The organism is Falsiroseomonas sp. (assembly GCF_051859025.1).
Classification (GTDB): Bacteria; Pseudomonadota; Alphaproteobacteria; order Acetobacterales; family Acetobacteraceae; genus Falsiroseomonas.
The window spans coordinates 385,980-409,006 of sequence record NZ_JBHYGL010000023.1 but is presented as its reverse complement, the minus strand read 5'-3'; the positions used below and the strand labels follow the sequence as shown (position 1 = coordinate 409,006).

General features: G+C 67.4%; 23 protein-coding genes and 1 tRNA gene. 7 read left to right on the top strand and 17 right to left on the bottom strand.

The window, feature by feature from the left end:
* The first annotated feature begins 8 nt into the window (after positions 1-8).
* The 5 genes from ACTIE5_RS19830 to ACTIE5_RS19810 all read left to right on the top strand — a co-directional run bounded on the left by ACTIE5_RS19830 (position 9) and on the right by ACTIE5_RS19810 (position 3,918).
* On the top strand, positions 9-2,363 hold the full coding sequence (locus ACTIE5_RS19830) for a glycosyl hydrolase family 28-related protein (RefSeq protein WP_439551446.1): 2,355 nt from the start codon (positions 9-11) through the stop codon (positions 2,361-2,363).
* Positions 2,364-2,403: 40 nt separating this feature from the next.
* Complete coding sequence (locus ACTIE5_RS19825; protein WP_439551445.1) at positions 2,404-2,673, top strand: hypothetical protein; 270 nt, start codon at positions 2,404-2,406, stop codon at positions 2,671-2,673.
* A 28-nt stretch (positions 2,674-2,701) separates the two neighbouring features.
* Positions 2,702-3,076 carry a phage tail fiber protein gene (locus tag ACTIE5_RS19820; protein WP_439551444.1) on the top strand — a complete coding sequence of 125 codons (375 nt, stop codon included), beginning with the start codon at positions 2,702-2,704 and terminating at the stop codon, positions 3,074-3,076.
* 93 nt (positions 3,077-3,169) lie between these two features.
* Positions 3,170-3,685, top strand: coding sequence for a Crp/Fnr family transcriptional regulator (locus ACTIE5_RS19815; RefSeq protein ID WP_439551443.1), 516 nt, complete (start codon positions 3,170-3,172; stop codon positions 3,683-3,685).
* A 5-nt stretch (positions 3,686-3,690) separates the two neighbouring features.
* Complete coding sequence (locus tag ACTIE5_RS19810) at positions 3,691-3,918, top strand: helix-turn-helix domain-containing protein (protein WP_439551442.1); 228 nt, start codon at positions 3,691-3,693, stop codon at positions 3,916-3,918.
* Positions 3,919-4,070: 152 nt separating this feature from the next.
* On the opposite strand, the gene ACTIE5_RS19805 is transcribed toward ACTIE5_RS19810, so the two are convergent.
* The 6 genes from ACTIE5_RS19805 to ACTIE5_RS19780 all read right to left on the bottom strand — a co-directional run bounded on the left by ACTIE5_RS19805 (position 4,071) and on the right by ACTIE5_RS19780 (position 8,522).
* Positions 4,071-4,712 carry a hypothetical protein gene (locus tag ACTIE5_RS19805; protein WP_439551441.1) on the bottom strand — a complete coding sequence of 214 codons (642 nt, stop codon included), beginning with the start codon at positions 4,710-4,712 and terminating at the stop codon, positions 4,071-4,073.
* A gap of 399 nt (positions 4,713-5,111) precedes the next feature.
* The gene (locus ACTIE5_RS19800) at positions 5,112-5,531 is read right to left on the bottom strand and encodes a hypothetical protein (protein ID WP_439551440.1); all 420 of its coding nucleotides are present in this window, start codon (positions 5,529-5,531) and stop codon (positions 5,112-5,114) included.
* Entirely contained in the window at positions 5,528-5,740 is a 213-nt protein-coding gene (locus ACTIE5_RS19795) for a hypothetical protein (protein ID WP_439551439.1), read from the bottom strand. The genes ACTIE5_RS19800 and ACTIE5_RS19795 overlap by 4 nt, the downstream gene beginning before the upstream one ends.
* Before the next feature lie 280 nt (positions 5,741-6,020).
* Complete coding sequence (locus ACTIE5_RS19790) at positions 6,021-6,740, bottom strand: recombinase family protein (RefSeq protein ID WP_439551438.1); 720 nt, start codon at positions 6,738-6,740, stop codon at positions 6,021-6,023.
* Between the two features lie 598 nt (positions 6,741-7,338).
* The gene (locus ACTIE5_RS19785) at positions 7,339-7,830 is read right to left on the bottom strand and encodes a hypothetical protein (RefSeq protein ID WP_439551437.1); all 492 of its coding nucleotides are present in this window, start codon (positions 7,828-7,830) and stop codon (positions 7,339-7,341) included.
* 296 nt (positions 7,831-8,126) lie between these two features.
* Positions 8,127-8,522, bottom strand: coding sequence for a hypothetical protein (locus ACTIE5_RS19780; protein WP_439551436.1), 396 nt, complete (start codon positions 8,520-8,522; stop codon positions 8,127-8,129).
* A 444-nt stretch (positions 8,523-8,966) separates the two neighbouring features.
* Between ACTIE5_RS19780 and ACTIE5_RS19775 the strand changes: the two genes are divergently transcribed.
* The gene (locus ACTIE5_RS19775) at positions 8,967-9,617 is read left to right on the top strand and encodes an Abi-alpha family protein (protein ID WP_439551435.1); all 651 of its coding nucleotides are present in this window, start codon (positions 8,967-8,969) and stop codon (positions 9,615-9,617) included.
* A gap of 195 nt (positions 9,618-9,812) precedes the next feature.
* Complete coding sequence (locus ACTIE5_RS19770) at positions 9,813-10,268, top strand: hypothetical protein (protein ID WP_439551434.1); 456 nt, start codon at positions 9,813-9,815, stop codon at positions 10,266-10,268.
* A gap of 29 nt (positions 10,269-10,297) precedes the next feature.
* Here the strand turns inward: ACTIE5_RS19770 and ACTIE5_RS19765 are convergent, their stop codons facing one another.
* The 11 genes from ACTIE5_RS19765 to ACTIE5_RS19715 form a co-directional block, all read right to left on the bottom strand.
* Entirely contained in the window at positions 10,298-11,845 is a 1,548-nt protein-coding gene (locus tag ACTIE5_RS19765; RefSeq protein WP_439551433.1) for a DUF6538 domain-containing protein, read from the bottom strand.
* Between the two features lie 80 nt (positions 11,846-11,925).
* Positions 11,926-12,000, bottom strand: a tRNA-Thr gene (locus tag ACTIE5_RS19760).
* 92 nt (positions 12,001-12,092) lie between these two features.
* Positions 12,093-13,061, bottom strand: a complete 969-nt coding sequence (locus ACTIE5_RS19755) for a hypothetical protein (RefSeq protein WP_439551432.1) — start codon at positions 13,059-13,061, stop codon at positions 12,093-12,095.
* A 93-nt stretch (positions 13,062-13,154) separates the two neighbouring features.
* Positions 13,155-14,168, bottom strand: a complete 1,014-nt coding sequence (locus ACTIE5_RS19750) for a hypothetical protein (RefSeq protein ID WP_439551431.1) — start codon at positions 14,166-14,168, stop codon at positions 13,155-13,157.
* Complete coding sequence (locus ACTIE5_RS19745; protein WP_439551430.1) at positions 14,165-14,560, bottom strand: hypothetical protein; 396 nt, start codon at positions 14,558-14,560, stop codon at positions 14,165-14,167. Before ACTIE5_RS19745 ends, ACTIE5_RS19750 begins: the two co-directional genes overlap by 4 nt.
* Before the next feature lie 51 nt (positions 14,561-14,611).
* Positions 14,612-15,682 (bottom strand): hypothetical protein, encoded by a 1,071-nt coding sequence (locus tag ACTIE5_RS19740; protein WP_439551429.1) that lies wholly within the window; start codon positions 15,680-15,682, stop codon positions 14,612-14,614.
* A gap of 111 nt (positions 15,683-15,793) precedes the next feature.
* Entirely contained in the window at positions 15,794-18,865 is a 3,072-nt protein-coding gene (locus tag ACTIE5_RS19735; RefSeq protein ID WP_439551428.1) for an efflux RND transporter permease subunit, read from the bottom strand.
* The gene (locus ACTIE5_RS19730) at positions 18,865-19,956 is read right to left on the bottom strand and encodes an efflux RND transporter periplasmic adaptor subunit (protein ID WP_439551427.1); all 1,092 of its coding nucleotides are present in this window, start codon (positions 19,954-19,956) and stop codon (positions 18,865-18,867) included. The genes ACTIE5_RS19735 and ACTIE5_RS19730 overlap by 1 nt, the downstream gene beginning before the upstream one ends.
* Before the next feature lie 118 nt (positions 19,957-20,074).
* A complete protein-coding gene (locus tag ACTIE5_RS19725; protein ID WP_439551426.1) occupies positions 20,075-21,934 on the bottom strand; it encodes an ABC1 kinase family protein in 1,860 nt (619 codons plus the stop codon).
* 136 nt (positions 21,935-22,070) lie between these two features.
* Positions 22,071-22,331 (bottom strand): hypothetical protein, encoded by a 261-nt coding sequence (locus ACTIE5_RS19720; RefSeq protein WP_439551425.1) that lies wholly within the window; start codon positions 22,329-22,331, stop codon positions 22,071-22,073.
* Positions 22,332-22,400: 69 nt separating this feature from the next.
* Entirely contained in the window at positions 22,401-22,763 is a 363-nt protein-coding gene (locus ACTIE5_RS19715; protein ID WP_439551424.1) for a hypothetical protein, read from the bottom strand.
* Positions 22,764-23,027 lie beyond the last annotated feature (264 nt).

Below are 23,027 nucleotides of genomic sequence, written 5' to 3'. Positions count from 1 at the left end.
ACCCAACGATGGCTGACGCCAGGATTTCAGAACTGCCAGTCGCTTCCGCGCTGGCCGCCGCGGATATCACGCCCTTCGTGCAGGGCAGCGGCAGCGCGGCACAGACGCGGCGCGCCACCTTCGCGCAGATCACGGCCGGCGTGCACGCCGAACGCATGTTCCATGTGCGCGACTATGGCGCCGTGGGCAACAGCACCACCGATGATGCCGCCGCCATCCAGGCCGCCATCAACGCGGCCTCCGCGGCTGGTGGCGGCACCGTCCGCCTTGGCCCGCGCCGCTACCGCGTCGTCGCATCCGACATTACGGTGCTGGAGAATGTCTGCCTGGAAGGCCCCACGACCTTCCCGGGCGGCCAGCGAGCCGCGGCCGACTACCGCGGCATTCCCGGCACGCTCATCATCGATCCCGCGCGGACCGTGCGCGTGATGCGGGCCGCGACGCTGCGGGCGATGACGCTGTCCCGCGACGGGCTTGGCGCCCCCCCCACCAACCTTCGCGCCGGCGTCACGCTGCGCGCGGCATTCGCGGGTACCGCGATCACGATCGGCGACGGGTCCGGCACCCAGCACGACGTGCTGGTGGAGGATTTGCTGATCCTGGGCTTCAACCTGGCCATCCGGTCGGACAACAGCCAGCGTCTCAGTGTCCGTCGCGTTCGCGGCGACAACCAGAACGGCATCTACCTGACGCGGACCTACGACATCACCCGCATCCATGAGGTGCATTTCTGGCCCTTCCTGACGGGCAACATCTCCAACGTCTCGCTCGCCCAGGCGGGTGTGGCGGGCGTGGCCAACAACGGGTCCGGCCTGGTGCGGGTGACCTGCTCCGCCGCGCATGGGCTCGTCACCGGTGATCTCGTCAACACCTATGGCATCAGCGGCGTGCCGGCCAACGGCCTCTTCGTCGTCACGGTGGTGGATGGCACCCGCGTCGACCTGCAGGGCAGCACCTTCTCCGGCACCTGGACCGGCGGTGGCAACGTCGCCGTCTGGAACAACCGCCGGACCGGCACCGCCTTCCGCGTGGAGGACAGCGACGTCGCCGAATTCGTCAGCTGCTTCGCCTATGGCTACAGGACGGGCTTCGACCTCGGCAACGGCGCGCAGTCCATCCAGCTCAGCAATTGCAGCGTCGATGACCTGCTGTCGCTGAAGGATCCGACCACGGTCGGCGCGCTGATCCAGGGCACCGCCTTCCGCACCAAATGGGTCGGCGGCTTCATCAGCAGCATGTCCACGGCGATCCGCGTCAATTCATCCGCGCCGAACCAGGGAGACAACCAGTTCGTCGGCGTCATGGTCGGCGGCGATGGCGCCGGCAGGGCGGTCGAGGTCCTGGATGGCGGGCTGACCCTGGTGGCCTGCGACCTGCCCGCGGCGCGCGTCTTCATGGCCTCCGCCGGCGACAGCCTTTCCGTCGTCGCCTCCGACACGCGTTCCGCCACCTTCCAGGGGCAGACGAATGCGGATCTGTCCCGAATCGTGCTCGTCGGCAATCGCCTGCAGGCGCTGGGCTCCTCCGCCGACCAGGAACGAGCCCTGCTGCGGCGGCGATCGGCGACACTCGGTGGTGAACTGGACATCGAGAACCAGGACGGCACCGTCACCTATTCGCTCAGCGTCGGTTCCGGGGCGGCCGCACCACTCGAGATCGCGGGCGACAACCCGAACAATCCGAATGGCGGTGTCGTCTTCGGCGCCGGTGCGGGCATGACGGCGCCGATGACCGTGACGCTCCGTCGGCGTTCGACGGCGCCGGCCGCGAATGATGCCGTCGGCCGCCTGGCCTTCAACGGCAACAACACAACGGGCACGGAGACATCCTTCGCCCGGGCCGGTGGCGTGAGCGAAGCGGTAACAGCGGGCGCGGAGGCCGGCGCCTTCGTCGTGGAAACGCGCAATGGGGGGACGCTGGCGGAGCGCTTCCGTGTCGGCCCGACCGGCACCGTGACCCTGACCGGCCCCCTGGTGCTGCCGGCCGATCCGACGACGGCGAACCAGGCTGCCAGCAAGGGCTATGTCGATGGCCAGTTCACCAGCCGGCGGCTCCCGGTGGTCGGCCTTTCGGCCGCGACGCCGCTGACACTGGCCGCCCATCACGCGCGCATCGTCTCCGCCAATGCGGGCGCCACCCTGTCCATCGACTGGACCGCCACCGGCGACGGATTCACCTGCCTGGTCGTCAATCGCACGGGGGCGGATCTGGCCGTGACGATGACGGGCTTCACCGGCACCACGCCCACCAACCCCGATGGCCTGACCAGGATCAGGCCGGACGGGCTGGCGACGCTGCTGGCCTTCAGCCCGGATGGCGGCACCACCAGGCTGCTGCTGCTGTCCGGAGCGGCCGCGCCATGAAGCAGCCCCCCATCGACCAGCACCCAGCAAGGAGCGCCCGATGACGGAATGGATCATGACATGCTGGCAGGGCCCACCTGACGCGGCGGCGGATGGCCTGCGCCAGTTCGGCTGGACGGGCCCGGGCGACCCCCCCGCAGCCGCCATGGACCCCCGCATCGGCGGCTTCATCCCGCCGAGTGGCCAGCCGATCACCACCGCGGATGGCGTCGCCTTCGTGGCGCTTGTCACGAAAGGGCCGATCGCCCCCCCGCCAGGCCTGGCCGCCACAGACCCGGAACTGTCCCGCAGCATCATCGGCAGTTTCTGACACCGCATCCCAATCCGAGGAGATCGGCATGACCGACCTTACCGACCACGCCAAGAACCTGCTGGCCCGCGCCCTGTGCGGCCGCCTGCCCACGCTGCCGACGGCGGCCTGGGCGGCCGTGGGCACCGGCGGCTCCGACCCCGCCGGCATCACCGGCGAACCCGCCGGCACCGGCTACGCCCGCCAGCGCGTGACCTTCACCGGCACCGGGCAGCAGCGGAACGTGGAGGCGATCCGCTTCACCTTCACCGCCGCCGCCGGGACGATGAGCCATATCGGCCTGTTCGACGCCGCAACCGGCGGAAATCCCCTCACCTGGTCGGCGCTCGCCTCGCCTGTTACCGTGGCGGGGCCCGGGACGGTGACGATCGCGGTGGACGCCCTGACCGTGACGCCGGAGTAAGCCTGGCCTGACAGGTGGCACTGTCCAGCCCCCTTGAAGCCGACTGAAACAGTCGGATATCCCCTCCCCGGGAGAGGAAAAAGGAGGCGAGGCGTGAACCCCCTCGACGCGACCCGGCGCCTGATGCGGGACGCCCTGGGCGATGGTGAGATCTGCGGCAAATGCGGATCCCGCGTCGCCGGCCTTTGCAGGCCGCTCGATGTCGCCACCCTGGACGACGTGCTCGCGGAAGCGGAGCACGTCGTCTTCGGGGCCAGGGAGTACCTGTTCCAGGAGGGCGACCGGGCGGGGCACGTGTTCACGCTGGTGCACGGCACGGCGAAGCTTGTGCGCCTGCTGCCCGATGGACGGGAACAGGTGCTGGGCTTCAGGTTCACGGGTGATGTGCTGGGCTACACCACCGCCGCGGCCTACCCCTTCGCCGCGCAACTACTCACCGGGGCAACCGCCTGCCGGCTCGACCGCCCCCGGCTGGATGCGCTGATGCGCCGGTATCCGGCGCTGGAGCGGCGGGTCCTCGACCTCTGCGTGCAGGAACTCGCTGCGACGCAGGAGCAGCTTGTCTCGGTCGGCCGCCGCACGGCGGAAGCTCGCCTGGCGCGTTCCTGATCTCATTGGCCGAGAACGGGCAGCGGCGGCTGCTTCCTGGCCCGGTCCTGGACATGCCGATGACCCGCGCCGACATCGCCGATTTCCTGGGCCTCACGCTGGAGACGGTGAGCCGCGGCTTCACCGCCTTCCGCCGCCGAGGCTGGATCAGGGAACCGACCCATGGAAGGGTAGAGCTGCTACTACGGCAGGCCCTGATGGAGTTGATCGATGGGGAGGCCGCGCCCCGCTAACGCGTGGGGCTTGGGCCGTGGCGATGGTGCTGCTGGAGAGGATTGAACTCGGGTCTCAGCAGACGAAACCTAAGTTTTCTGCGGGTTTCCGGCGGGTTGCGATGCGTCGTGTGTATCACCGTCGTGGATCATCGGCAATGCTACGAGGGCGCCTAAGGCAACAGCGATGTGAGCCAGCCCTGCAAAGCGATAGCCGCCTCGACAGTCGCGTGAAACAGAACGACGGCCGCCTTCGTCACATCATCCCAAAAGTCAGAGATTGTCTTTATAGCAGTTGCCGCCACAATTATCCCGTTCCCAAGCGCCTTGGCTTTCGCCCAAAGCCGCGCGATGGCGCTAGAGACCCGACCAGCGCCGGCCTCGCCGTCTTGGATCGCTTCCCGCGCCTCGCCCGCCGCCTGTCGGATCGATGCGGTATCGTGTTCGACTAGCGGGGGCCCGCCGTTGTGCCCAATAGCGCCACCTTGACGTTCCAACGCCGCCGCTGCCGCCTCAAGCCTGTCCAGTGTCTGTTGGACAGTTGCCAGCGTCACCGGGAGTTGGGCCAGTAGGGCGAGGTCGGGCGGTCGATCCGCTATGACCGTCCACAGAGGCGCTTGCTGCTGAAAGGCTTCCGCCAGCGCGGCTACCTCGTGATCGGGGACGGCTTCCCCAAATTCGTCGGCAAGTAATGTTTCCGGCGTCCATGTGGGTGGCGCCCAAGGGGCTTGGCCCCAACCCGCTCCGGGCGTGTCGAAGGAAAACCAAGGACCGGGCGGCAACGGCTCATAGTTGGACAACAGCCAAAAGCGCATGACCTCACCCCGCGCTTCGGGGGTAGTCCATCGGAGTTCGCTTGTCGGCAGCCCTTCGGGATTGCGTGGCGTGACATATGCCCATTCCGCCAGCGGCGACCCCGTCCGCAGGCTTCCGAATTTGGCTTCCCGCCAGATAATGCCGCGCGGGAGTGGATCGTCTGGTGGGCGCTTGGGCATGGGGCGGGGATACTGTTCCTGGCCGTTGCGAGCGGTCCCGGATGCGGATGCGATCCGCGCCCTCATACCGCCCCCGTCACGATAGGCGCAGCGCGGGCGGGACGCCAATGGGGTCACCACGGATGCCGTGAGAATGCCCGCGCTGCCCCGTGCGGGCGTGCCACGGGGGCGGCTGCCACACTACAGGCCTCCGCCCCCAGAGGACGCTCTACAGAGTTCCTAGGGGTTCCCCTTGGCGGTCTTGCGCGGGACGGGGGCGGACTTGCTGCGGCCCGTGGCGTTCTTGCGGGCGGTCGGGGCAGGATCGCGGGGACCGGGATCGAGACGGGCGCCAGCCAAGAACGCTTCTCTCACTGGCTTTGGCGTGGCGGCTGTTATCCGCTCCGCCTCTGTCATCCGGGCCACCCTATGCGCGGCCTCCCGGATCGCAGCGTCAACCGCCGGGTCCGCTTCTGCTGCAAGGTTCGCGATGGCTTCAAGGTCCCGGATGCGAGCCCGGTCCCGCTGCGAAGCCTTAAAGAAGCGGGCCAACGTGGTCCTGATTTGATCGTCACCCCCGTCGCGGATCGCGTCGAAGACCTTCGCAGCCTTCGCAGCGGCCCTCTTGGCGTCCTTTGCGGCGTCGTCCAGCGAGGTCATGCTGACGCCCCTTCACGGTGCCGTTCCGGGGCCATTGCGGGCATCCGTGAGAGGGTCACGCGGACGCGCCCAGCCTCGACCTCCACCGCCCCCGGCTCCCGCAACACGCCCCAGGACGCGGCGCCGATGCGGTCAGTGCGGGCATAGGCTTCCCACGGCCCGACACGAAGGAACGTGCCGAACCCATCGATGGTGAATTGAAGGCGCATACTCGCTTCCTCGCGAATGTCACCGGCGGTCCGTGCCGGCACCGACGCAAATAGGACGGAGCAAGCGCTCAGTGAAGATGTTCTGATAACAGAATAAAATCCCGATGGCGGGACTATATTGAGATTTCGCAGCGCCGCCGGGATAGCAAAACAACATGAGGCTGTCCGTTATTTCACTATCAGAAATGGTGATTTATGCTTCTCGCTGATGCATAGTGTTTGGCGCTTCCGGTGCAGCCGACTGCACCGCTAGCCCCCTGACGGGTCCCGCTTCCCCTGCCTAGGCTGGCGCCGTCACTCGCTCCACCCGGGCCAGGACGCGGCGAACGGCGGTCGCGGTCCATGCCCCCTCACCGGAAGGGGTCGGGACACCCCGGGCCGTCAACGCTTCGGCCATTCGGCGAAGCGAGGTAGCGCCGCCGCTCCTCGCCTCTTCGATGGTCGCCGCGACACGGAACGCAGCATGATCGGCAGCGAGCGACCGGGCAGCGCCGGAAGCATCCCCGCCAGCCTTGGCATCGGGAGGGGATGGCGGCCGATAGCCACGATCCCCGCCCAGCTTCGTCCCCCGGGCCTTTGCAGCGGCCAACGCAGCCTTTGTCCGGATCGAAATGGCCCGCGCCTCTTCCTCCGCGACCATGGCCATGATGCCGACCGTGAGCCTGTTGGCGTTCGGCATGTCGGCGGCGACAAACTCCACCCCTGCCTTCTGCAAGCCCAAGAGGAAGTGAGCATCCCGGGAGAGGCGGTCTAGCTTCGCGATGAGCAAGGTCGCTCCGGTGCGGCGGCACCGATCCAAGGCGGCGCGAAGCTGGGGGCGCTCTCCGTTCCGCCCGCTTTCCACCTCCACGAAGGGCGGCACGAGTAGGCGATCACCGGGCCTCAGAAACGCCGTGATGGCAGCCTGTTGGGCCTCTAGGCCAAGCCCGCTCTTGCCCTGCCGGTCGGTGCTAACACGGAGGTAGGCGACGAAGGCCCGTGCTTGGCTGTTGGCGTCCATGGTCCCGACCTCAACCGTTGCGGTCGCAACAAAATGGGAAGCGCCCGCTATCGTGTCAACAACCGATCAACGGTCGTTGCACTGTTCCTGTCACGACAGGCACCTTGGCAGGATCGGAACGGGTCCGCACTATCCAGCGCCACCATGCGGAGGGAACCGTGAGGATCAGCGCAAAGAATGTCGGACTTATCCTGGCAGGCGCCGTTGGCGGGGCACTGCTGTCATCCGCGCCGTGGGCAGATGCACAAAGCCGGTCCGGGCCGCCGGGTCGCTACCAGATGGCCGCTGGTCCTGCCGGGCTTGTGCGCCTCGATACCACGACTGGCGAAGCCATCGGCTGCCTAACCACCTCCGCGTCCTTCCCCCGCATATTCTGCGGCGCGACGCTTGCGGAGGTGCGGGCAGCGGAGGGAACGCGGTAGGTCCCGCCCCCCCCCGTCACCCCGCCCGCCGGGTGCGCGACCTACCCCCACCGGGGGGAATGCGGCGTGCCCGACTGTGCGATAGCCCTCTCAGGCTGCGGGCAAAAACTTCCCGAATAGTAACGGGAGTCGGGGGATGGTCGGGCGGCACCCGCGACCAACGTTGTGCGGCGCGGCTAGGCGGCCAACCTCTCGAAGTTGTCCCCGCCTATCGTCTCTCTGTAACTTGCAACCGGAAAATCGGCTCCCCGCCGCGCCCGGGCCTTCTCAACAGCGGACACCGTGCACCCTGCCAGCGAGGCGATCCGCGCATTCGGGAGGTAAGCGTGTTGGTCGAGAAGCCAACGGAGACGCTTCCGCTTGCCCGGTAGTGCGACCGCCTTGTCTCGAATGCCGTCAAGGTCGAGGGTCCAGATGATGGCTTCGGCGTGTTCAGGGTAGATTACCGGGAAGACGCTGGCACGGTTGAAGCCTTCAAGGTGGCCAACGTGAAGAAGACCGCCATCCGCATTATGGCCATAGCCCGCAGCGACGGCGTGGTCGCTCAGCAGCCGGCGGCGCTGGCGCCCACCATAGGGCACAAGAACTAGGTAGCCGTTATGCTCCAAGGCGCCCGCCATCGTCTCGCGATCAACACCAGCCATTTCGGCGAGGTCGCTGACGGTCAAGCCGTGTCTAGCCCGCCGCACCTGGGGCCTTCGCAATTCGCGCATCCGTTCGGCCAAAAGCCCGTGTCTGCCGTTTAGAGGGCCGCATGTCCCATCCAAGTCGCGAAGCGCCGCGCTATCGAAGATCGCCGTGACCTCCTCAGCGTCCTCACGCCAAAGCGCGGCGATGGTGTCCGGGAGCGTCAAACGGTCGCGCACCGCGCCCCCAACGGCGAGCCTGAGACCGCTGGCGCTCAGCCGGAATTGTCGGCCCCGGTCGGTGTCCGATGGCCCACCCTGCCGGGCCTCTACAGGGTTCACGCTGGGTGCTGCGTCACGGCCCTGCGACGGGCCAAGTAGAGGTTCGCTCGCGTGAGGTTCAGGCGGTTGCCGTCTCGATAGCGCACCACGTCGCCGGCCTTCACCTCATCGCCCAGCACCACGCGGGCCGCCATGCCGAGATTGCCCCGCGCTGCGTCTTGGTAGCGGACATACCCGACGCCCCGACCGCTGAGGTTGAAGAACAGCTTGGGCGAACGGCCATCGCAAATTGCACGGAGCGCGGCCCACCCGTCGTGGTCCACCGTCACCGTTTCGCCGCTGGCCGTGCGCACCTTCACGCCGGTCGCGGTGATGGTCGGCGGTCGGTCCGCCCAAGCGGTCGCGAAGTCCGCAAAGGCGTTGTTGGGGGAAGAGTTGTGCTTGTTTTCCATATTCTCGATTGCTCGCGACGCGGCAGCGCACGGGCCCAGGGCGAACGCGTCCACAGGTCCCCTGAAGGGCCCCGGCGCTTCGCCCCGCGCCACCGTGGCGGTGCTGGTCGTGTTGGGATTTGTGAAAATGCCCATGGACGGGCGGCACGAAGGGGCGCTTGCGGGCCTTCCTCGTGCATAGGTGGGCCCTGATGGCCCGCGCCGGGGCCCGTCCGGTGAAGCTGACTGCACCCGGCCGGCGATCACCGAAGCGGGTTTTCCCGTGCATAGACAGGGACCAATCCTGCCGCGCCATCGTCCCGGCTGCCGGCGTCCCTGCAAGGGCCCATTCGGTGCACCCAACTGCGCCGGTCGCCTCTCCTTGTAAGGTGAAACCAATTCGGCGCGGCTTGCCCTTCTGCTTAGATAGGCCAAAATCAGATCGCTTCCGGAAGAGATGGCGCTATGGATGACGAAACGGCGAAAGCCGCAGCGGTCGCGGTGGGGAAGGTCGGCGACGGTGTGGGGGAAGTTGCCAAGTTTGGAAGCAATGCCTTGGGCACTGGCCGGGCCTTTGGCGGGTGGCTGAAGGACACCTTCGGGACTATCCCCGAAGACCTCCTGGGAATTGCCGGTGGCGACTGGCTCCACCACCAGCGGCGCCGAAACTTGGCCGCCTTAGAGGCGAAGACGGCCGCAATCCGCCAGCGCATCGGCGCCGGTCCACCGCATGAGCCCAGCGTTTCCGTTGTCCTGCCTCTCCTACAGGCCGCAGCCGACGAAGGCCGGCCAGAACTTCAGGACCTTTGGGCTGCGCTGTTGGCCTGTGCGATGGAAGCTGGCGGTGGGCGCGGGGTCCGGCGGGCATTCTTCGACACGTTGCGAGCGATGGAGCCTGACGATGCGCTTCTATTTAAAGCGATAATGGATGTATCGAAAGGCAGCACAGTAGGCGTCATCAAGTTCGCCGAGTTGGCTGACGCAAGCGGCTTGAACAGGGCCGCCCAAGACGTGACGCGCGACGCTCTCATGCGCCTCGCGCTGATCCAGCTACACGGCACGGTCTTCGGCGTTACCAGCTATGGAAACGAGTTTTGGCGGGCGTGCAATCCTTGACGTGGCGCGAAGCGAGGCCGGATGCCTAGAATTGAGCCGCATCTAGACAATTCAGCGCCGGGGCTCGGCGCCGCTGCTGAGAGCCGCATTCGGCCATCGCACGAGACGCCTGACGCTCCACGTCCTGGGGCGGAGGGACCAGGGCTTTTCAAGGCGCTCGCCTCCCTGATCGGGCGCATCGTCAGGTTCGGCGTTTTGCTTTTCATCCTGGCGCTACTGGCCGGCGGCGCGGTGTTGCTCTACTGGCATTGGGCGCAGCGATCCGCCGTGGCGTTCTTCAACGCATATGCGGTGAATGACCGCGCCGCGCTTGCTCTGATGGTGGATTGGCCGTCTGTTCGCGCCGTCGCGGAAGCGACCGCACCGGATGCCGCTGCCAATCTTTTTCGCGACCCCCTTGCCGGTGCCATTGCGGGCGCCGCTACCGGGCTTGCCGGCAGGCGCGTCATTCAGTCTCTCGCCGGTCCCGATCTGCTTGCGCTGCTGCTGCCCTCCGGGCCCGTGGGGCTGCTTCAGGGCTCCCTTGATGGCCCCGGCAGGCTGGTCGCGCCGATGGTCGCGAGCGACGGGAGACGCTGGCATTTGGTCTTTGAGTTGCGCGGCTTGCATTGGCTTTTGATTGGGGTGCGCCCGCCTTCGCGACCTCGGTAACGCTTGTCCACCAAGCCGCCCCTTGGCGGCTACTCCTCTGCGCCAAGCGGCTGCACCGGGGACGGCACTCGCTCCAAGTCCTTCAAGACCTCATCTGGCATTCCGCGAAAGCCCTTGCCATACCCCGCGCCAGCGTTGCGGGGATTGAAGCGGCCCGTGATGGCGTCTTGCACTTCGGGCAGCGCCCGCACCTTCCGCAACTCGTCTTCCATCCGGTGCCGCCACGAATGCGCCGGGGCCTTCTTCGGGTCCGTGATCTTCACCTTGACGCGAACCCAGCGGCCCAGCGTGGTTTGTCCTGGCGTGTCGCGCTTGCCGTGCGGGTCGGGCTTGATGGACGGGAACAATGGGCCGTTCGGGTCGGCAGGCAGCGTCGCGACATAGGCGAGGAAGCCCTCAGCGATCAGCGCCGGATGCAGCGGGATCATGCGTTGCATCGTCTCATTCTTCCCGGGCCTCAGCGCGTGCGGCAGGATATCGAGGATGGGCACGCCGCTGTCCTCGCGAACGTCTCGCCGCCGCAGTTCCGCCAGTTCGCCTATCCGCGCTCCGGTGAAGCAAAGAAGCCAAGGCGCCCACCGCAGCCACCCCGTCTCAGCCCGCGCTGCAACGAGCATTCGCTTCGCGTCGTCGTCGTCATAGCCATCACGAGCGTTAAGCTTCCGCGCCGCCTTCGGCGCCAACTTCGCGAACGAGTTTGCCGGTAGCATCCCGTTTGTGGTGGCCCAATTGCAGACGGCACCCGCATTCCGAATGTCGTCTTCAACGGTGCCGGGGTCGCGCTTCTCTGTTTCCAGCCGATGCCGCTTGAAGCGCACAACGTCGTCGGGGGTGATCCGCCGCACGTCATCGAACCCCAACACACGGGCAACGGCGCGGAACGTGCCGCCATACTTGGCCAGGGTCGCGGGCGACGGCCTCCGCTCCGCAGCCCAAGCCTTCAACAGGCCCTCTGCGGGCAACTGCGGTGCCGCTGCGGGCCGTGCGGTGGTCTGCTGGCGCGGCTGAGGGAACGTCGCAAGGTGCGGGTCGGGTGAGTAATCCCCGGCGCCCCTCGCCCGCAGCGTGCCAGCGGCCTTCAACTTGGTTTCCATCAGCGCCAGCGCGAAGCGGCGGGCGGTGTCCTCGTCGGCCGAAATGCCTCTACCGGTGAGGAAGCGCCGCGCGTCCTCAAACTCCTGCCGCTCCTGCTTAAGGGCGACCGGGCCGTGCTGCTCCACGTCTTCCAGCTTAGAGACCATGAGCGCAGCGAACGCCTGCCAATCGTCGGGGTCGCCGGGGTCTTCCTCCCAATGCGCCAAGAACTCCCGATACCACTCGCCGCACAACGCCATGACCTCGCGGTGCGTCAGCCGGCGGGCAGGGCCAGTGGCGGCACGGGCAGCGGCGAACTCTGCTTCGATGCGTTCGCAGGCTGCGGGGGCAAGCTTCCGCGCCTCAGCCGGGTTCTTAGTCCCCAGGCTATCTATGCGCTCGCGCTTCCCGATTGCCACGATCAGGTCCTTCGGGACCCTCATGCGGATGCGGTAAACGCCTGTCTTCGGATGCTTGGTCGGTCGGCACATGGGGAGGGCCACGTGTATCACCCCGGTGTATCACCGGAATACCCGAAAAGCCTTGGTTCGCCTGCTTTCCGTTCTATTTCAACGGGATGCGATGGTGCTGCTGGAGAGGATTGAACTCTCGACCTCTCCCTTACCAAGGGAGTGCTCTACCACTGAGCTACAGCAGCGCACGGCCATCGAAGCGGTCGGCTAACTAGCGGTTCGACGAGGACCGCGCAACCCCCGCCGCCGGCAGGCGATGCGGACGCGCGGCCATGCCTCAGGCCAGCAGCGATCCGTTCTCCGCCAGCCATTGCCGTTCCTCCGGCCGCAGGGCGGGGACCTTGTAGCGGCGACGGAGTTCGGCGACGGGCTGGTCCACCGCGGACCACAGGTCCCATTCCGCCAGGATGTCGATCTCGGTTGCCGCACCCCTGGCTACCGCGCGGAAGAAGGCATCGGGCCGGAGTTCATCCTGGAGAACAGGCCCCGGCATGACCTGGAACCCGGCCTGGAACTGCAGCAGGGACAGCAGCAGCAGGTCCATGCACAGGACCTCCGTATTGCCGCCGCTGAAGGCGGCGTTCAGCATCTCGCCCTGCAGCGACGTCTCATATTCGCTGATGATGTGGTAGACCTCGTGCTTGGACCATCCCTCCGGGAAGCTCTTCGGCTCCCCCGGCATCGGAAAGCCGCGGTCGCGGTAGAAATGGAACAGGCCGTTGCCCAGCGTGCCCGCGGGCCGTTGTTCCAGGCCACGATACCGTTCGAGAAGTCCCCGATCGACAAGCATGGCGTAGATGCCCGGGATGGCCGGCATGGCGATGCGGATCATGTCGAGCCAGTCCCGCAGCCGGGCGCGGCCTGTCGGCGACCAGTAATGCGCGACGGATCGCATCATCAGCCGGAAGGCCAGCTTGCGGAAACGGCGCTGCTGCGCCAGGCGCAGAAGGCCGACGCCATATTCATCCACCTGGAGCTGCGCCGCCGCGGCCTCCACAAGCCGGACCTTCGCATCCAGCACCTGCTTGTCGAGAACCGGCAGCATGGCGAGGATGCGCACGGCCTCTCGCCGTATCACCGGTGCACCGATGATGGCCGCCAGATTCGCCGGCATGGACAATGCAGCCGGCTCGACGGGTTCATCCAGGTGCAAAAGGTGCCGCTGGATGGCCTCGATGCTGTCGCGCTCCACCGGCAGCAGCGGCAGCGTGCCTTCCGCCGTGGCGACGGCGTAGATGGCTTGCACCAGCGAAAGGGACTGCTCTTCTGTTGGCGTAATCACCTGCATGATGGGTCTCCGAACCGCTCCGCGCTTGCCGCCCCGCGTCGTCGCCGATCGTCAGGCCGGCAGAAGTGCCTTGTGGGGTGCCAACTCCTCCCGCTCCGCCGCCGTCAGCGCCGGTATGCCGTAGCGGCGCCGCACATCGTCCAGCGGCAATTCGGCGACATCCCACAGCCGCCATCCCGCCAGAAGATCGACCTGCATGGCCGCGCCACGCGCCATGGCACGGAAGAAGGGATCAGGCTGGAGCTTCCCCTGGGACACGGGCCCCGGCACGAATTTCAGGCCGACATGAAGCTGGATCAGCGCCGGAAGGACGATGTCGAGGCACAGTTCCTCGGTGTTGCCGGCGATGAAGCCGGCCAGCAGCAATTCGCCCTGCAGGTTCGTCGCGTAGCCGCTGAGCACATGGTAGATCTCATGGCGCGCCCACCCCTCCGGCAGGCTCTTCGGCTCGCCGGGCATGGGGAAGCCGTGTGCCGTGTAATACCCATGCACCATGCGGCCGAAGCTCCCGGCCGGCAGGGCGCCGAGCGCCCGGTAGCGCAGCAGCAGCGCATCGCGGCCGAGGTAGCGGCCGAGGCCCGGCAGCCATGGCGCGGCCGTCCAGGCCATGCCGAGCCAGTCGCGCGCCGTGGCCCGGCCATCGAAAGACCAGTAATGCGCCACGATGCGGCGCATGAAACCGAAGACGTGGCCGCGCCCCTGCCGCTTCGAGAGTTGCGACAGCACCGTCAACCCGAATTCGGAAACGCCGAGCCGCCGCGCGGCGTCGGCCACCACCGCCACCTTCTCCGGCCGCAGGGTGCCATCGACCAGCGACAGGATCGCCAGCTGGCGAACCAGCTGCCGCCTGGAGGCAGGATCGGCGATGATGCTCTCCAACCCGATCGGCAGAGGCCCGGGCACGACCTGCGTTGGCGTCTCCTGCCCCAGCATGTGCCGCTGAAAGGCATTGATGGCCTCGACCTCGATTGCTTCCGGGGCGAGGATTCCCCCAGCCGAGGCCACAGAATAGGCCGCGGTCACGATGCAGGTGAGTTCCTCCGGGCCCGGCACGATCAGCTTCATGCTGCGGGGCCCTCCGCCTGGGCGCGGCATTGCGCCGCAAGCCCGCTCAGCGCGCGTTCCGCATCCTGCAGCACGCGCCGCCCGAGGGCCGGATCATCCACGGCACGCGCGAGGATCATCCCATAGGCCGCCTGCTGCGCGCAGGGCGAGCGCGGCGATGGGATGAAGAAGTAGGCGTAGCCGCCGTCCCGCTCCAGCACCACCTGGATCAATGACGGATCATCCTGGTCGCCAGGCGCACCCTTGCTGCCCACCACGCGCGCGGTCGCGTCCCCGGGGATGGCGATGCCGATGTCGGGCAAGGCGGCGCCTGGTGCCTCGACCAGCCGCTTGCGAAACCCGGCATCGGTCCAGATCCGGGCGATCGCCGCGGCCGCGGCTTCATCCACCATGGCAGGCCTCTCCACCGCGGGCGTCCCGGCGCGCTCTCCGCATCATCGACCTCAGGCCATGGCTGGAGCGGGAAGGCCCTGGCCGATGCCGGGCCAATCCGCGGGTGTCGAATGCCCCGGCCCCGTCAGCAGGCCGTTATAGCCGCCGACCAGGGTGCGCTCCTTCTCTCCCAGCGGCGGGATGCCGTACTGGGCGCGAAGCTGCTCCAGGTCCGTCTCCGCCACCGTCCAGAGGTCCCAGCCCCGCACGACGCTGACCGTCATCGCGGCACCGCGCGCCATCGCCGCGAAATAGCTTTCCGGATCCAGCAGCCCCTCCGCCACCACGCCACCGATGAGCGGGCTGCCGGTCTGGTAGGACAGCAGCCCGAACAGGATCTGGTCCATGCAGTTCTCGCCGAGCGACCCGCCGACGAAGGCCGTCAGCAGCATCTCCGCCTCGAGCTTGACGCCGTATTCGCTCAGCACGTGATAGACTTCGTGCATCACCCAGGGGACGCTCTTGGGCTCGCCCGGCAGGCCGATGTCGTTATCGGCGTAGAACGCATGCAGGGCACGACCGAAGGTGCCTTCCGGCAGCCGGCCCAGGGCGGCATAGCGCGCGGCCAGTTCCGCATGCCGGCGCGCGGTTCCCTTGCCGTGCAACTGCGGCAGCATCCACCAGATGAAGCGCATCCAATCGCCGATGCCCGCCTTCCCGGATGGCGACCACCAATCGACGAAGCCCTTCATCAGCGACATCGCGATGCGCTTGAACTGTCCCCGCGCCGCGCGCTGGAGCAGGGCGACGCCGCGTTCCTCGATGCCGAGGCGCCGCGCCGCCTCCGTCACCACCGCGACCTTGTCGTCGCGAATCCGCCGCCCGACCAGCGACAGGATGACAAGCAGCTGGACCGTCAGGCGCCGAAGGTCAGCATTGTCGATGGTCGCGGCCAGGTCGTCCGGCAGGGGGCCTGCCTCGGCGCGGATCGGCACCGGCTGTCCCAGGAGGTGGCGCTGGATTGCCGCGATGCTGGCCCGTTCCACCGGCAGGGGCGGAAGCCGCCCTCCGGCTGAAATAACGGCCGACATGGCCTGGACCATCGTCGAGAGCTGCGCCGGCGTCGGATGGATCAGCTTCATGCCTCACCCTGCTTCAGACGCGCCGTGTCACGGCGTCACGTTCCTGCTTGGCAACAGACTAGACGAAGGCCAGCACGCAGTGGAAGCGAAGAGTGATGCACCCCCACCCGATCACCCGTGCGCCCCTTCGCCGACCGGTGGCGGGGTCACGAGCGGCTTCCGCACCTTGCGAGACATCACGACATAGCAGGCCGGCACGACGAAGAGCGAAACCACCGTGCCGAACACCATGCCCCCGACGACGACGGCGCCGAGGTCTTCCCGCGAACGCGCACCGGGCCCGACGGTGAGGAGAAGGGGCACCGCGCCCAGGATGGTGGCAACCGTCGTCATCAGGATCGGGCGCAATCGCGTCGCCGCGGCCTCCACGATCGCCTCCTGCAGGTCCCGGCCCTCGTCGCGCAGCTGATTGGCGAATTCCGTGATGAGGATGCCGCCCTTCGCGACAAGCCCGATGAGCGTGACCAGGCCGATGAAGCTGTAGGCGTTGAGTGACCCGTTCACGGCCAGAAGGCCGATCGCGGCGCCGACCATGGCGAGCGGAACGACCGACAGCACGATGAAAGGATCGCGGAAGCTTTCGAACTGCGCGGCGAGGGTGAGGAAGATGAAGCCCAGCGCCAGCAGGAAGACGATGCCCACACTGGCATCGGCCTGCTTCAGGGCGCGGGATGGGCCATCATAATCCACCTGGTAGCCCGGCGGCAGGATGCGGGCTGCCTCACCCTCCAGCGCCGCCAGGGCCTCAGACAGCGACCAGCCAGGCGCCAGCGTGGCGGTGATACGGGCGGCGCGTAGTTGCTGGAAGCGCGGCAGGATCGAAGCGCCGACCGTCTCCCGCTGCGACACGACATAGGAGAGCGGCACGACATCGCCGGCGGCACTGCGCAGGTAGATGTTGTTGACGATGTCGGAGTCCCGGCGATCCTGCTCCTCGATCTGCAACAGCACCTTGTACTGCTGGCCTTCCCATCCGAAGTTGCCGGCCTGCTGGCCACCCAGGAAGGTGTTGATCGTCTGGCCGATCCGCATGATGTCGATGCCGACGACCGCGGCGAGGGGCCGGTCGATGACGACATCGATGCGGCGCGTGTTCAGATCTAGGTCCAACGCCGGCGAGGAGAAGGCGGGATGCCGGCGCGCGAAGTCACGCAGCCGCGTCATGACCTGCGACAGGTCCTCGTAGTTCCCGGTGGTGCGGACCACGAACTGCACCGGCGCGACGTTGCCGCCCGCGAGCGGATTGGGATCGAGCAGCGTGAAGCGCGCGCCCGCGATGCGGTTGAGCGCGGGCATGATGCGCGCACCGATCTCCACCGATGTCGCCTCCCGCTCCGACCAGGGCTTGAGCAGCAGCAGGCCGAGACCCGAGGTCGGCGACGACATGCCGTTCATGATCATCGTGCCGCGGCGCTCCGGCACCGTGGCGAAGGCGGAATCGACCCGCGCCGCCAGTTCGTCCATGTAGTAGGTGGTGGCGTCGGACGGGGCGGTGAACTCCACGATCACATAGCCCGGGTCATCGGCCGGCGCGAACTCCCCCGGCAGCCGCATCATCAAGGCGATGCCGCCGGCGAAGACCCCCACGCTGCCCAGCAGCACGAGCCACCGGAACCGCAGCGTGCCGCGCAGAAGGCGCGCATACCCCCTCGCCAGGCTGGCGAAGGCGTGGTCGATCCGAATCGCGACGCCGCCTGGGCGCTTCGCGCGCAGCATGCGTGAGCACATGGCCGGCGACAGCGTGCGGGACACGAAGCCGGAAATCACGACGCCGGCGGCCAGCGTGAAGGCGAATTCGGAGAACAGGCTTCCCAGCAGCCCGGGCATCAACCCGATCGGCAGGTAGACCGCGGCCAGGGTCAGCGTCGTCGCCACGATGGCGAAGCCGATCTCGCGGCTTCCGATGAAGGCCGCGGCCACGGGATCGGTGCCCATGTCGATATGCCGCTGCACATTCTCCACATCGACGATGGCATCATCCACCACCAGGCCGATCGCCAGCACCATGGCCAGCAGGGTGAAGGTGTTGATGCTGTAGCCCACCGCATACATGAAGCCGAGCATCCCGAGCAGCGACAGCGGGATGGTGACAAGCGTGATGATCGAGGACCGGAAGGAGCCGAGGAACAACAGGATCACGACCGTCACGAGGCCGACGGCCACGATGATCGTCTCCGCGACTTCCTTCACCGCGATCTCGATCGCCTCCGACCGGTCGAACACCACATCCAATGTCATGCCCGCCGGCAGCAGGCCGCGGAGGCCCGGCACCAGCGCACGCACCGCGCGCGCGACCTCCAGCGGGTTGGCGGCGGATTGCGCGAGCACGCCGACAGCGACGCCGTCCCGGCCGTTCAGGCGGATGGCGTTGGTGATGCTCTCCGGCCCCACTTCCACGCGCGCCACGTCGCCCAGCTTGACCATTCCATCGTCGCCCAGGCCACGCCTGACCACGACCTCCGCGAACTGCTCCGGCCGCAGCAGCGCGGTGTCGGTGTAAACCAGCGCCTTGCGGCCATCGCGCTCCAGCGTCCCGGACGGCACGGACAGGTTCTGGGAGATGATTGCGTCATGCACCTCCGGCGCCGTGACGTTGTGCGCCGCCAGGGCCCAGGGATTGAGCCAGACCCTGATGGCGTATCGACGTTCCCCGAGCGTCTGCGACGCCGCGACGCCATCGACGGAGGCCAGCGCCGGCCTGACGACGCGGGAGACGATCTCCGTGATCTCCATCGAACTGCGGGAGGGATCGGTCAGCGACAGGTAGATGACCGGCACGGCATCGAGGCTGAGCTGCGCGACCGTCGGCGCCAGGGCATCGGCCGGCAGCACATTCGTGAGCTGCCCGACCTTGTCCCGCACCTGCGTCACCGCATTCAGCGGATTGGTCCCGGCGCGGAAGGCGATCTGGATCTGGCTGCTGCCCTCGCTGCTGCTGGACACGATGGTGTCGATCCCGCCGACGGCGGACACCGCCTGCTCGATCGGCGCCGTCACGGTCCGCTCCACCAGATCGGGCGCGGCGCCGCTGTAGATCGTGGTGATGGAGACGAAGGGCAGGTCGAATTGCGGCAGCTCACGGATGGCGAGCCGCGACAGGCCGAGCAGGCCGACCAGCGCGACAATGAGGTTGATGACGATCGCGAAGACCGGCCGCCGGATGAAAAGGTCGGAAATCGACATCAGCGCTGCCCCGGAGTCTGGGACACCGTGGTCACCCGCCTTCCGTCATCGAGGTTGAACTGCCCCGCGGTCACGACCTGGTCCCCGGCGGCAACGCCCTCCAGGATCTCCACGCGGTCGGGAAACTGCAGCCCGACGCGCACGGGCACGCGGCGGGCCCGCCCTTCGACCACCTTGAACACATAGGCGCCGGTCAGCATGTAGGAGACGGCGGAGGGCGGCACCACGATCGCATCCGGCCTGCTTTCGATGACCAGGCGGATGCGGGCGAACAGGCCCGATGGCAGCATCGGTGCGTCATTCGGTATCTCTGCCCGGACCTGGATGTCCCGGTCGTTGCCACCCGGCCGCGGATCGAGCAGCGTGACCCGTCCGGTGAAGCGGCGGCCCGGCACCGCATCCAGCGTCAACTCCACCGATTGGCCGATCGCCAGCTTCGGCAGGAACCGTTCGGGCACCCGGAAGCTCACCCGCAGGACCGACCGGTCCTCGAGGGTCACCAGGCGCTTGCCGGCCTCGATATACTCGCCCACGCCGAAGTCGCGCTGCCCCAGCACCCCCGCGAAGGGCGCGCGGACACTGAGCTGCGCCAGCTGCGTCTGGCGCACCGCCACCTCGGCGGCCGCACGGTCGATCGCCGCGCGGTCATCGTCCAGTTGCTGCCGGGACCGGAAGCCGGACCCCGAAAGCTGCTGGCTTCGCTCGAACCGGACCTGGGCGGCCCGCAGTTCCGTCTCGGCGGAGGCAAGGTTCGCGCGGGCGATGCGTTGGTCGAGTTCGACCAGCAGAGCATTGGCTTCGACCCGCGTGCCTTCCTGGAAATGGATGGCCGTGACGACACCGGGGTTGAGCGACGCTAGCGGCACGCTTTCACGCGCCTGCAGCGTGCCGAGCGAATTGAGGGCCTGGTCCACCCTTCCCTGCGTCGCACGGGCGACTTCGACCGTGGCCGGGGCGGGTTCCGCCGCGGCGACGGGTGCCTGCGCCGCGGGAGCGCCGCCGATGGCGGGCAAGGCATAGCGCGCGATGGCGGCGCCGCCGACAAGCCCGGCGACAGCGGATAGGCTTGCGATGAGCAATCGCGATGCCATGGCGACCAATCCCCTGCGCGGCAGTCAGGCTCGCGCCTTGTCGATCACAAATAACAGAGGAGTGTAGGGCGTTGCACCCCTGCCAGCATCACCCCCGCCAGCGTCACGCCCGCATCGGTCATTGCGTTGCCGAAAGTGATTTCCGCGCCGTTCGCAATACATTGGAAATGAACAGGGCGACAGCCAGGAAGATCAGCCAGTAGATCCCGTCGAGGTCCGGCAGCGGCTCCAGCACGAATTGCAGCAGGCGCTGCGCCGATGGCTGCCAGGTCGGCGGCAGGTAGTCGATGTATCGATTGAGCAGCATCACGCCGAGCGTGCCGAGGATCAGGCTCCAGATCCCGCGGTTGAAGACCCGCAGCACCGCCAGGCGGAACTGCTGCACGCGGTCCGCCATGCCCTGCAGACGCAGGCCCTGGAAACGCACGGCGGAGCCGAGCACCACATTCGCGTCCGATGCCAGCCCCATCACATCCTGCAAGGCGGATCGCAGTGGCCGCATGGCCCCCTTCAGCGTGCGCTGCCGGCGCTGCCGATCCTTGAAATAGGCGCGCGTGAACTCGATGAAATTGCCATCCGGCACCAGGACCTGTAGCGAGGCATCGAGGGTGGACAGCGCCCGCCCCACCCGCATCAGCCCCCAGCCCACCGGCACGTTGTGCCGCGCCATGACGCGCGTGATCTCATCGCCCATCGATCCGACCGACTTGTCGGCATAGGACGTGTTCGGAAACTCGCTCCGCAATTCCCATCGGCGCAGCGCGTCCGCCAGGTCGCTGCGCAGCCGCGTGTGATCCACCACGCCAAGCCCGGGTTGCTGCAACAGGGTGTAGTCGGCCGCGCGTTCGAAGTCCCGGGTCGCCAGCGCCACCATCGTGTAGCGATACAGCTGCCAGGTCCGCCGATCCAGCCGCCCGACACTGCCGAGGTCGAGCAGCGCGATGCGGTTATCGGCCATGACCATGATGTTGCCGGGGTGGAGATCCGCGTGGAATTCATTGTCCTCCAGGATCTGCCGCAGCACCGTCACCATCAATCCCTTGCCCAGCTTCAGGGGATCGACGTTGTTCTCATGCTCCCATCGCCGGACGGCAGCGACATTCTCCGTACGCATCTGGATGTATTGCGACATCAGGACGCCGGGTATCTCGTCCATCACCAGGATCCGCGGCCCGCAATAGCGGGACAGGACGCGGGGGACGGAAACCTTGTGGCGACGCAGATTGCGCCGCATCCGCTTGAGGTTCACCGCCTCGAAGCGATAATCGGTCTCCTCGCTCAGCACCGCGCGCAGTTCACGCAGCCCATCCACCAGGTGGAAGCGGCTGCCGATCCCCAGCACGCTGAAGACCGCGACCAGCCCCCGCAGCAGGCCGAGGTCGCGCGCGAAGCTGCGGGACACGTCCGGCCGCATGATCTTCACGACGACGGCGCGATTGTTGGTCAGCAGCGTTGCCCGATGCGCCTGGCAGATCGAGGCCGCCGCGAAGGGCATGGGGTCGAACCAGGAGAAGACGCGGGCGATGGGGACGCCCAGATCCTCCTCCACCACCCCCAGGGCCACCTCCGGCGGGAAACCCGCCACCTGGTGCTGCAGGCTGGAGAGCGCCTGGCACATCTCATCCGTCAGCAGGTCCGTGCGCAGGGACAGCAACTGCCCGGCCTTGATCCACATACCCCCCAGGCCTTCGAACAACGCCCGGGCCAGGGCAGCATCGCGGGCCGCCGTCATGCGGCCGGTCATCCTCAGCCAGAAGCGCATCCAGATGAAGCGCGCCAGCGCAGTGAACACCGCCAGCCCGCGGAAGCGGGACGACGGCGACAGCGGTTCGATCCTGATCGGGGCGGAAGATCGGCCTGATTCCAGCGGCGTCGGGACGATGGAATCGAGGTCAGGCGGGAATTCGCGCTCTGGCTTCCGCGGTTCCAGTTCCACGAGCCTGGTCGCGGCATTCCGGCGGTGCCGGATGACATCCAACCGGACCCCGGCGATACGCTTGACCAGAATGGAGGCGCTCTCCCAGACGAAGGCGGCCTGCCGCGGCGGTGGCAGCCGGCATGTCCAGACCCGGCATGACCGGGCCCGGCAGGATCTCAACAGGCCAGGCTAACGATCAATCGTCATCATCGTCATCGTCGTCGTCGCGGAACATGTCGCCCAGGCGCTGCTCCTGCCGGACCACGACGACCACGGTCTGCACCGCGCCATCCAGGACGCCTTCGTCGTGAAGGGCGGCGATCGCGTCCTCCACCTTGTCCATCAGCTTGCCTTCGCCACGGCGAAGCCGCCGCACGCGCTTGCGGGAATGCTCCCCGAGATCGAGGACGCAGACGACGCCCTTCGCGTCCTTCACGTCCGCACTGGCCTCACTCATGCTGTTCCCTCGCGATTGCCGGATGGATGCGGAAGCCGGATCGCGCGACGGCGGTCCGGGCAGGCTGGTTCAGCCGCGCCGGATGACGCGAACCAGGTTGCGCCCGATATCGCGGGCCCAACCGTTCCGGCGCTTGCGGTTCGACTGCTCATGCAGCGCCAGATACTGGCCGAGCGCCTTCTGCTCGCGCCGCGCCAGCTTCCGGATCTTCTTCTCGACGGCCTTCAGGATGCCGGTCTGCTTCTTGCGCGGGCCGAGGTCGAGATGGACGTCATCCCGCGTCACGCGGCTGCCCGCCACCGTCCAGACCTTCAGCCGCTCCGCGCTACCGGTCTCATCATCGAGGGAAGGCTTGGACAGGCGGATAGTCGCGGCCTGGCCGGGCTTCAGGACGGTGATCCGCTTCACGCCCGAAATCATCCGTACGCGCATGGCGACGTGCTCCCTTTCCGGGCAATGAAACGATCCCGCCATCGGCGCCGTTTCCATGCCGTATCCACCCTTGGACTACGCGGGACAATTCTATAGCGAAAAATCCCGCCCCGAGGGAAGAGCCGTCTTCAGTGCCTCGCACCAGCCTTCCGCGCTGCAACCTCATGATGGCGTCTCGCGAGTCTCAGTACCCGAAACAGCTCTTGGGTTGACAGGACACCACCATTCTTGCGCCATTGGTGGCAACGCGAATGGGGTGGGACG

What these genes read in the sequence shown, in the direction of transcription:
- ACTIE5_RS19750 (WP_439551431.1), bottom strand. Translation starts at nt 14,168, where the DNA reads ATGAAGCTGATCGTGCCGGGCCCGGAGGAACTCACCTGCATCGTGACC.
- ACTIE5_RS19825 (WP_439551445.1), top strand. Translation starts at nt 2,404, where the DNA reads ATGACGGAATGGATCATGACATGCTGGCAGGGCCCACCTGACGCGGCG.
- ACTIE5_RS19715 (WP_439551424.1), bottom strand. Translation starts at nt 22,763, where the DNA reads ATGCGCGTACGGATGATTTCGGGCGTGAAGCGGATCACCGTCCTGAAG.
- ACTIE5_RS19740 (WP_439551429.1), bottom strand. Translation starts at nt 15,682, where the DNA reads ATGAAGCTGATCCATCCGACGCCGGCGCAGCTCTCGACGATGGTCCAG.
- ACTIE5_RS19805 (WP_439551441.1), bottom strand. Translation starts at nt 4,712, where the DNA reads ATGCGCTTTTGGCTGTTGTCCAACTATGAGCCGTTGCCGCCCGGTCCT.
- ACTIE5_RS19730 (WP_439551427.1), bottom strand. Translation starts at nt 19,956, where the DNA reads ATGGCATCGCGATTGCTCATCGCAAGCCTATCCGCTGTCGCCGGGCTT.
- ACTIE5_RS19830 (WP_439551446.1), top strand. Translation starts at nt 9, where the DNA reads ATGGCTGACGCCAGGATTTCAGAACTGCCAGTCGCTTCCGCGCTGGCC.
- ACTIE5_RS19820 (WP_439551444.1), top strand. Translation starts at nt 2,702, where the DNA reads ATGACCGACCTTACCGACCACGCCAAGAACCTGCTGGCCCGCGCCCTG.
- ACTIE5_RS19790 (WP_439551438.1), bottom strand. Translation starts at nt 6,740, where the DNA reads ATGGACGCCAACAGCCAAGCACGGGCCTTCGTCGCCTACCTCCGTGTT.
- ACTIE5_RS19735 (WP_439551428.1), bottom strand. Translation starts at nt 18,865, where the DNA reads ATGTCGATTTCCGACCTTTTCATCCGGCGGCCGGTCTTCGCGATCGTC.
- ACTIE5_RS19780 (WP_439551436.1), bottom strand. Translation starts at nt 8,522, where the DNA reads ATGGAAAACAAGCACAACTCTTCCCCCAACAACGCCTTTGCGGACTTC.
- ACTIE5_RS19795 (WP_439551439.1), bottom strand. Translation starts at nt 5,740, where the DNA reads ATGCGCCTTCAATTCACCATCGATGGGTTCGGCACGTTCCTTCGTGTC.
- ACTIE5_RS19720 (WP_439551425.1), bottom strand. Translation starts at nt 22,331, where the DNA reads ATGAGTGAGGCCAGTGCGGACGTGAAGGACGCGAAGGGCGTCGTCTGC.
- ACTIE5_RS19775 (WP_439551435.1), top strand. Translation starts at nt 8,967, where the DNA reads ATGGATGACGAAACGGCGAAAGCCGCAGCGGTCGCGGTGGGGAAGGTC.
- ACTIE5_RS19745 (WP_439551430.1), bottom strand. Translation starts at nt 14,560, where the DNA reads ATGGTGGATGAAGCCGCGGCCGCGGCGATCGCCCGGATCTGGACCGAT.
- ACTIE5_RS19800 (WP_439551440.1), bottom strand. Translation starts at nt 5,531, where the DNA reads ATGACCTCGCTGGACGACGCCGCAAAGGACGCCAAGAGGGCCGCTGCG.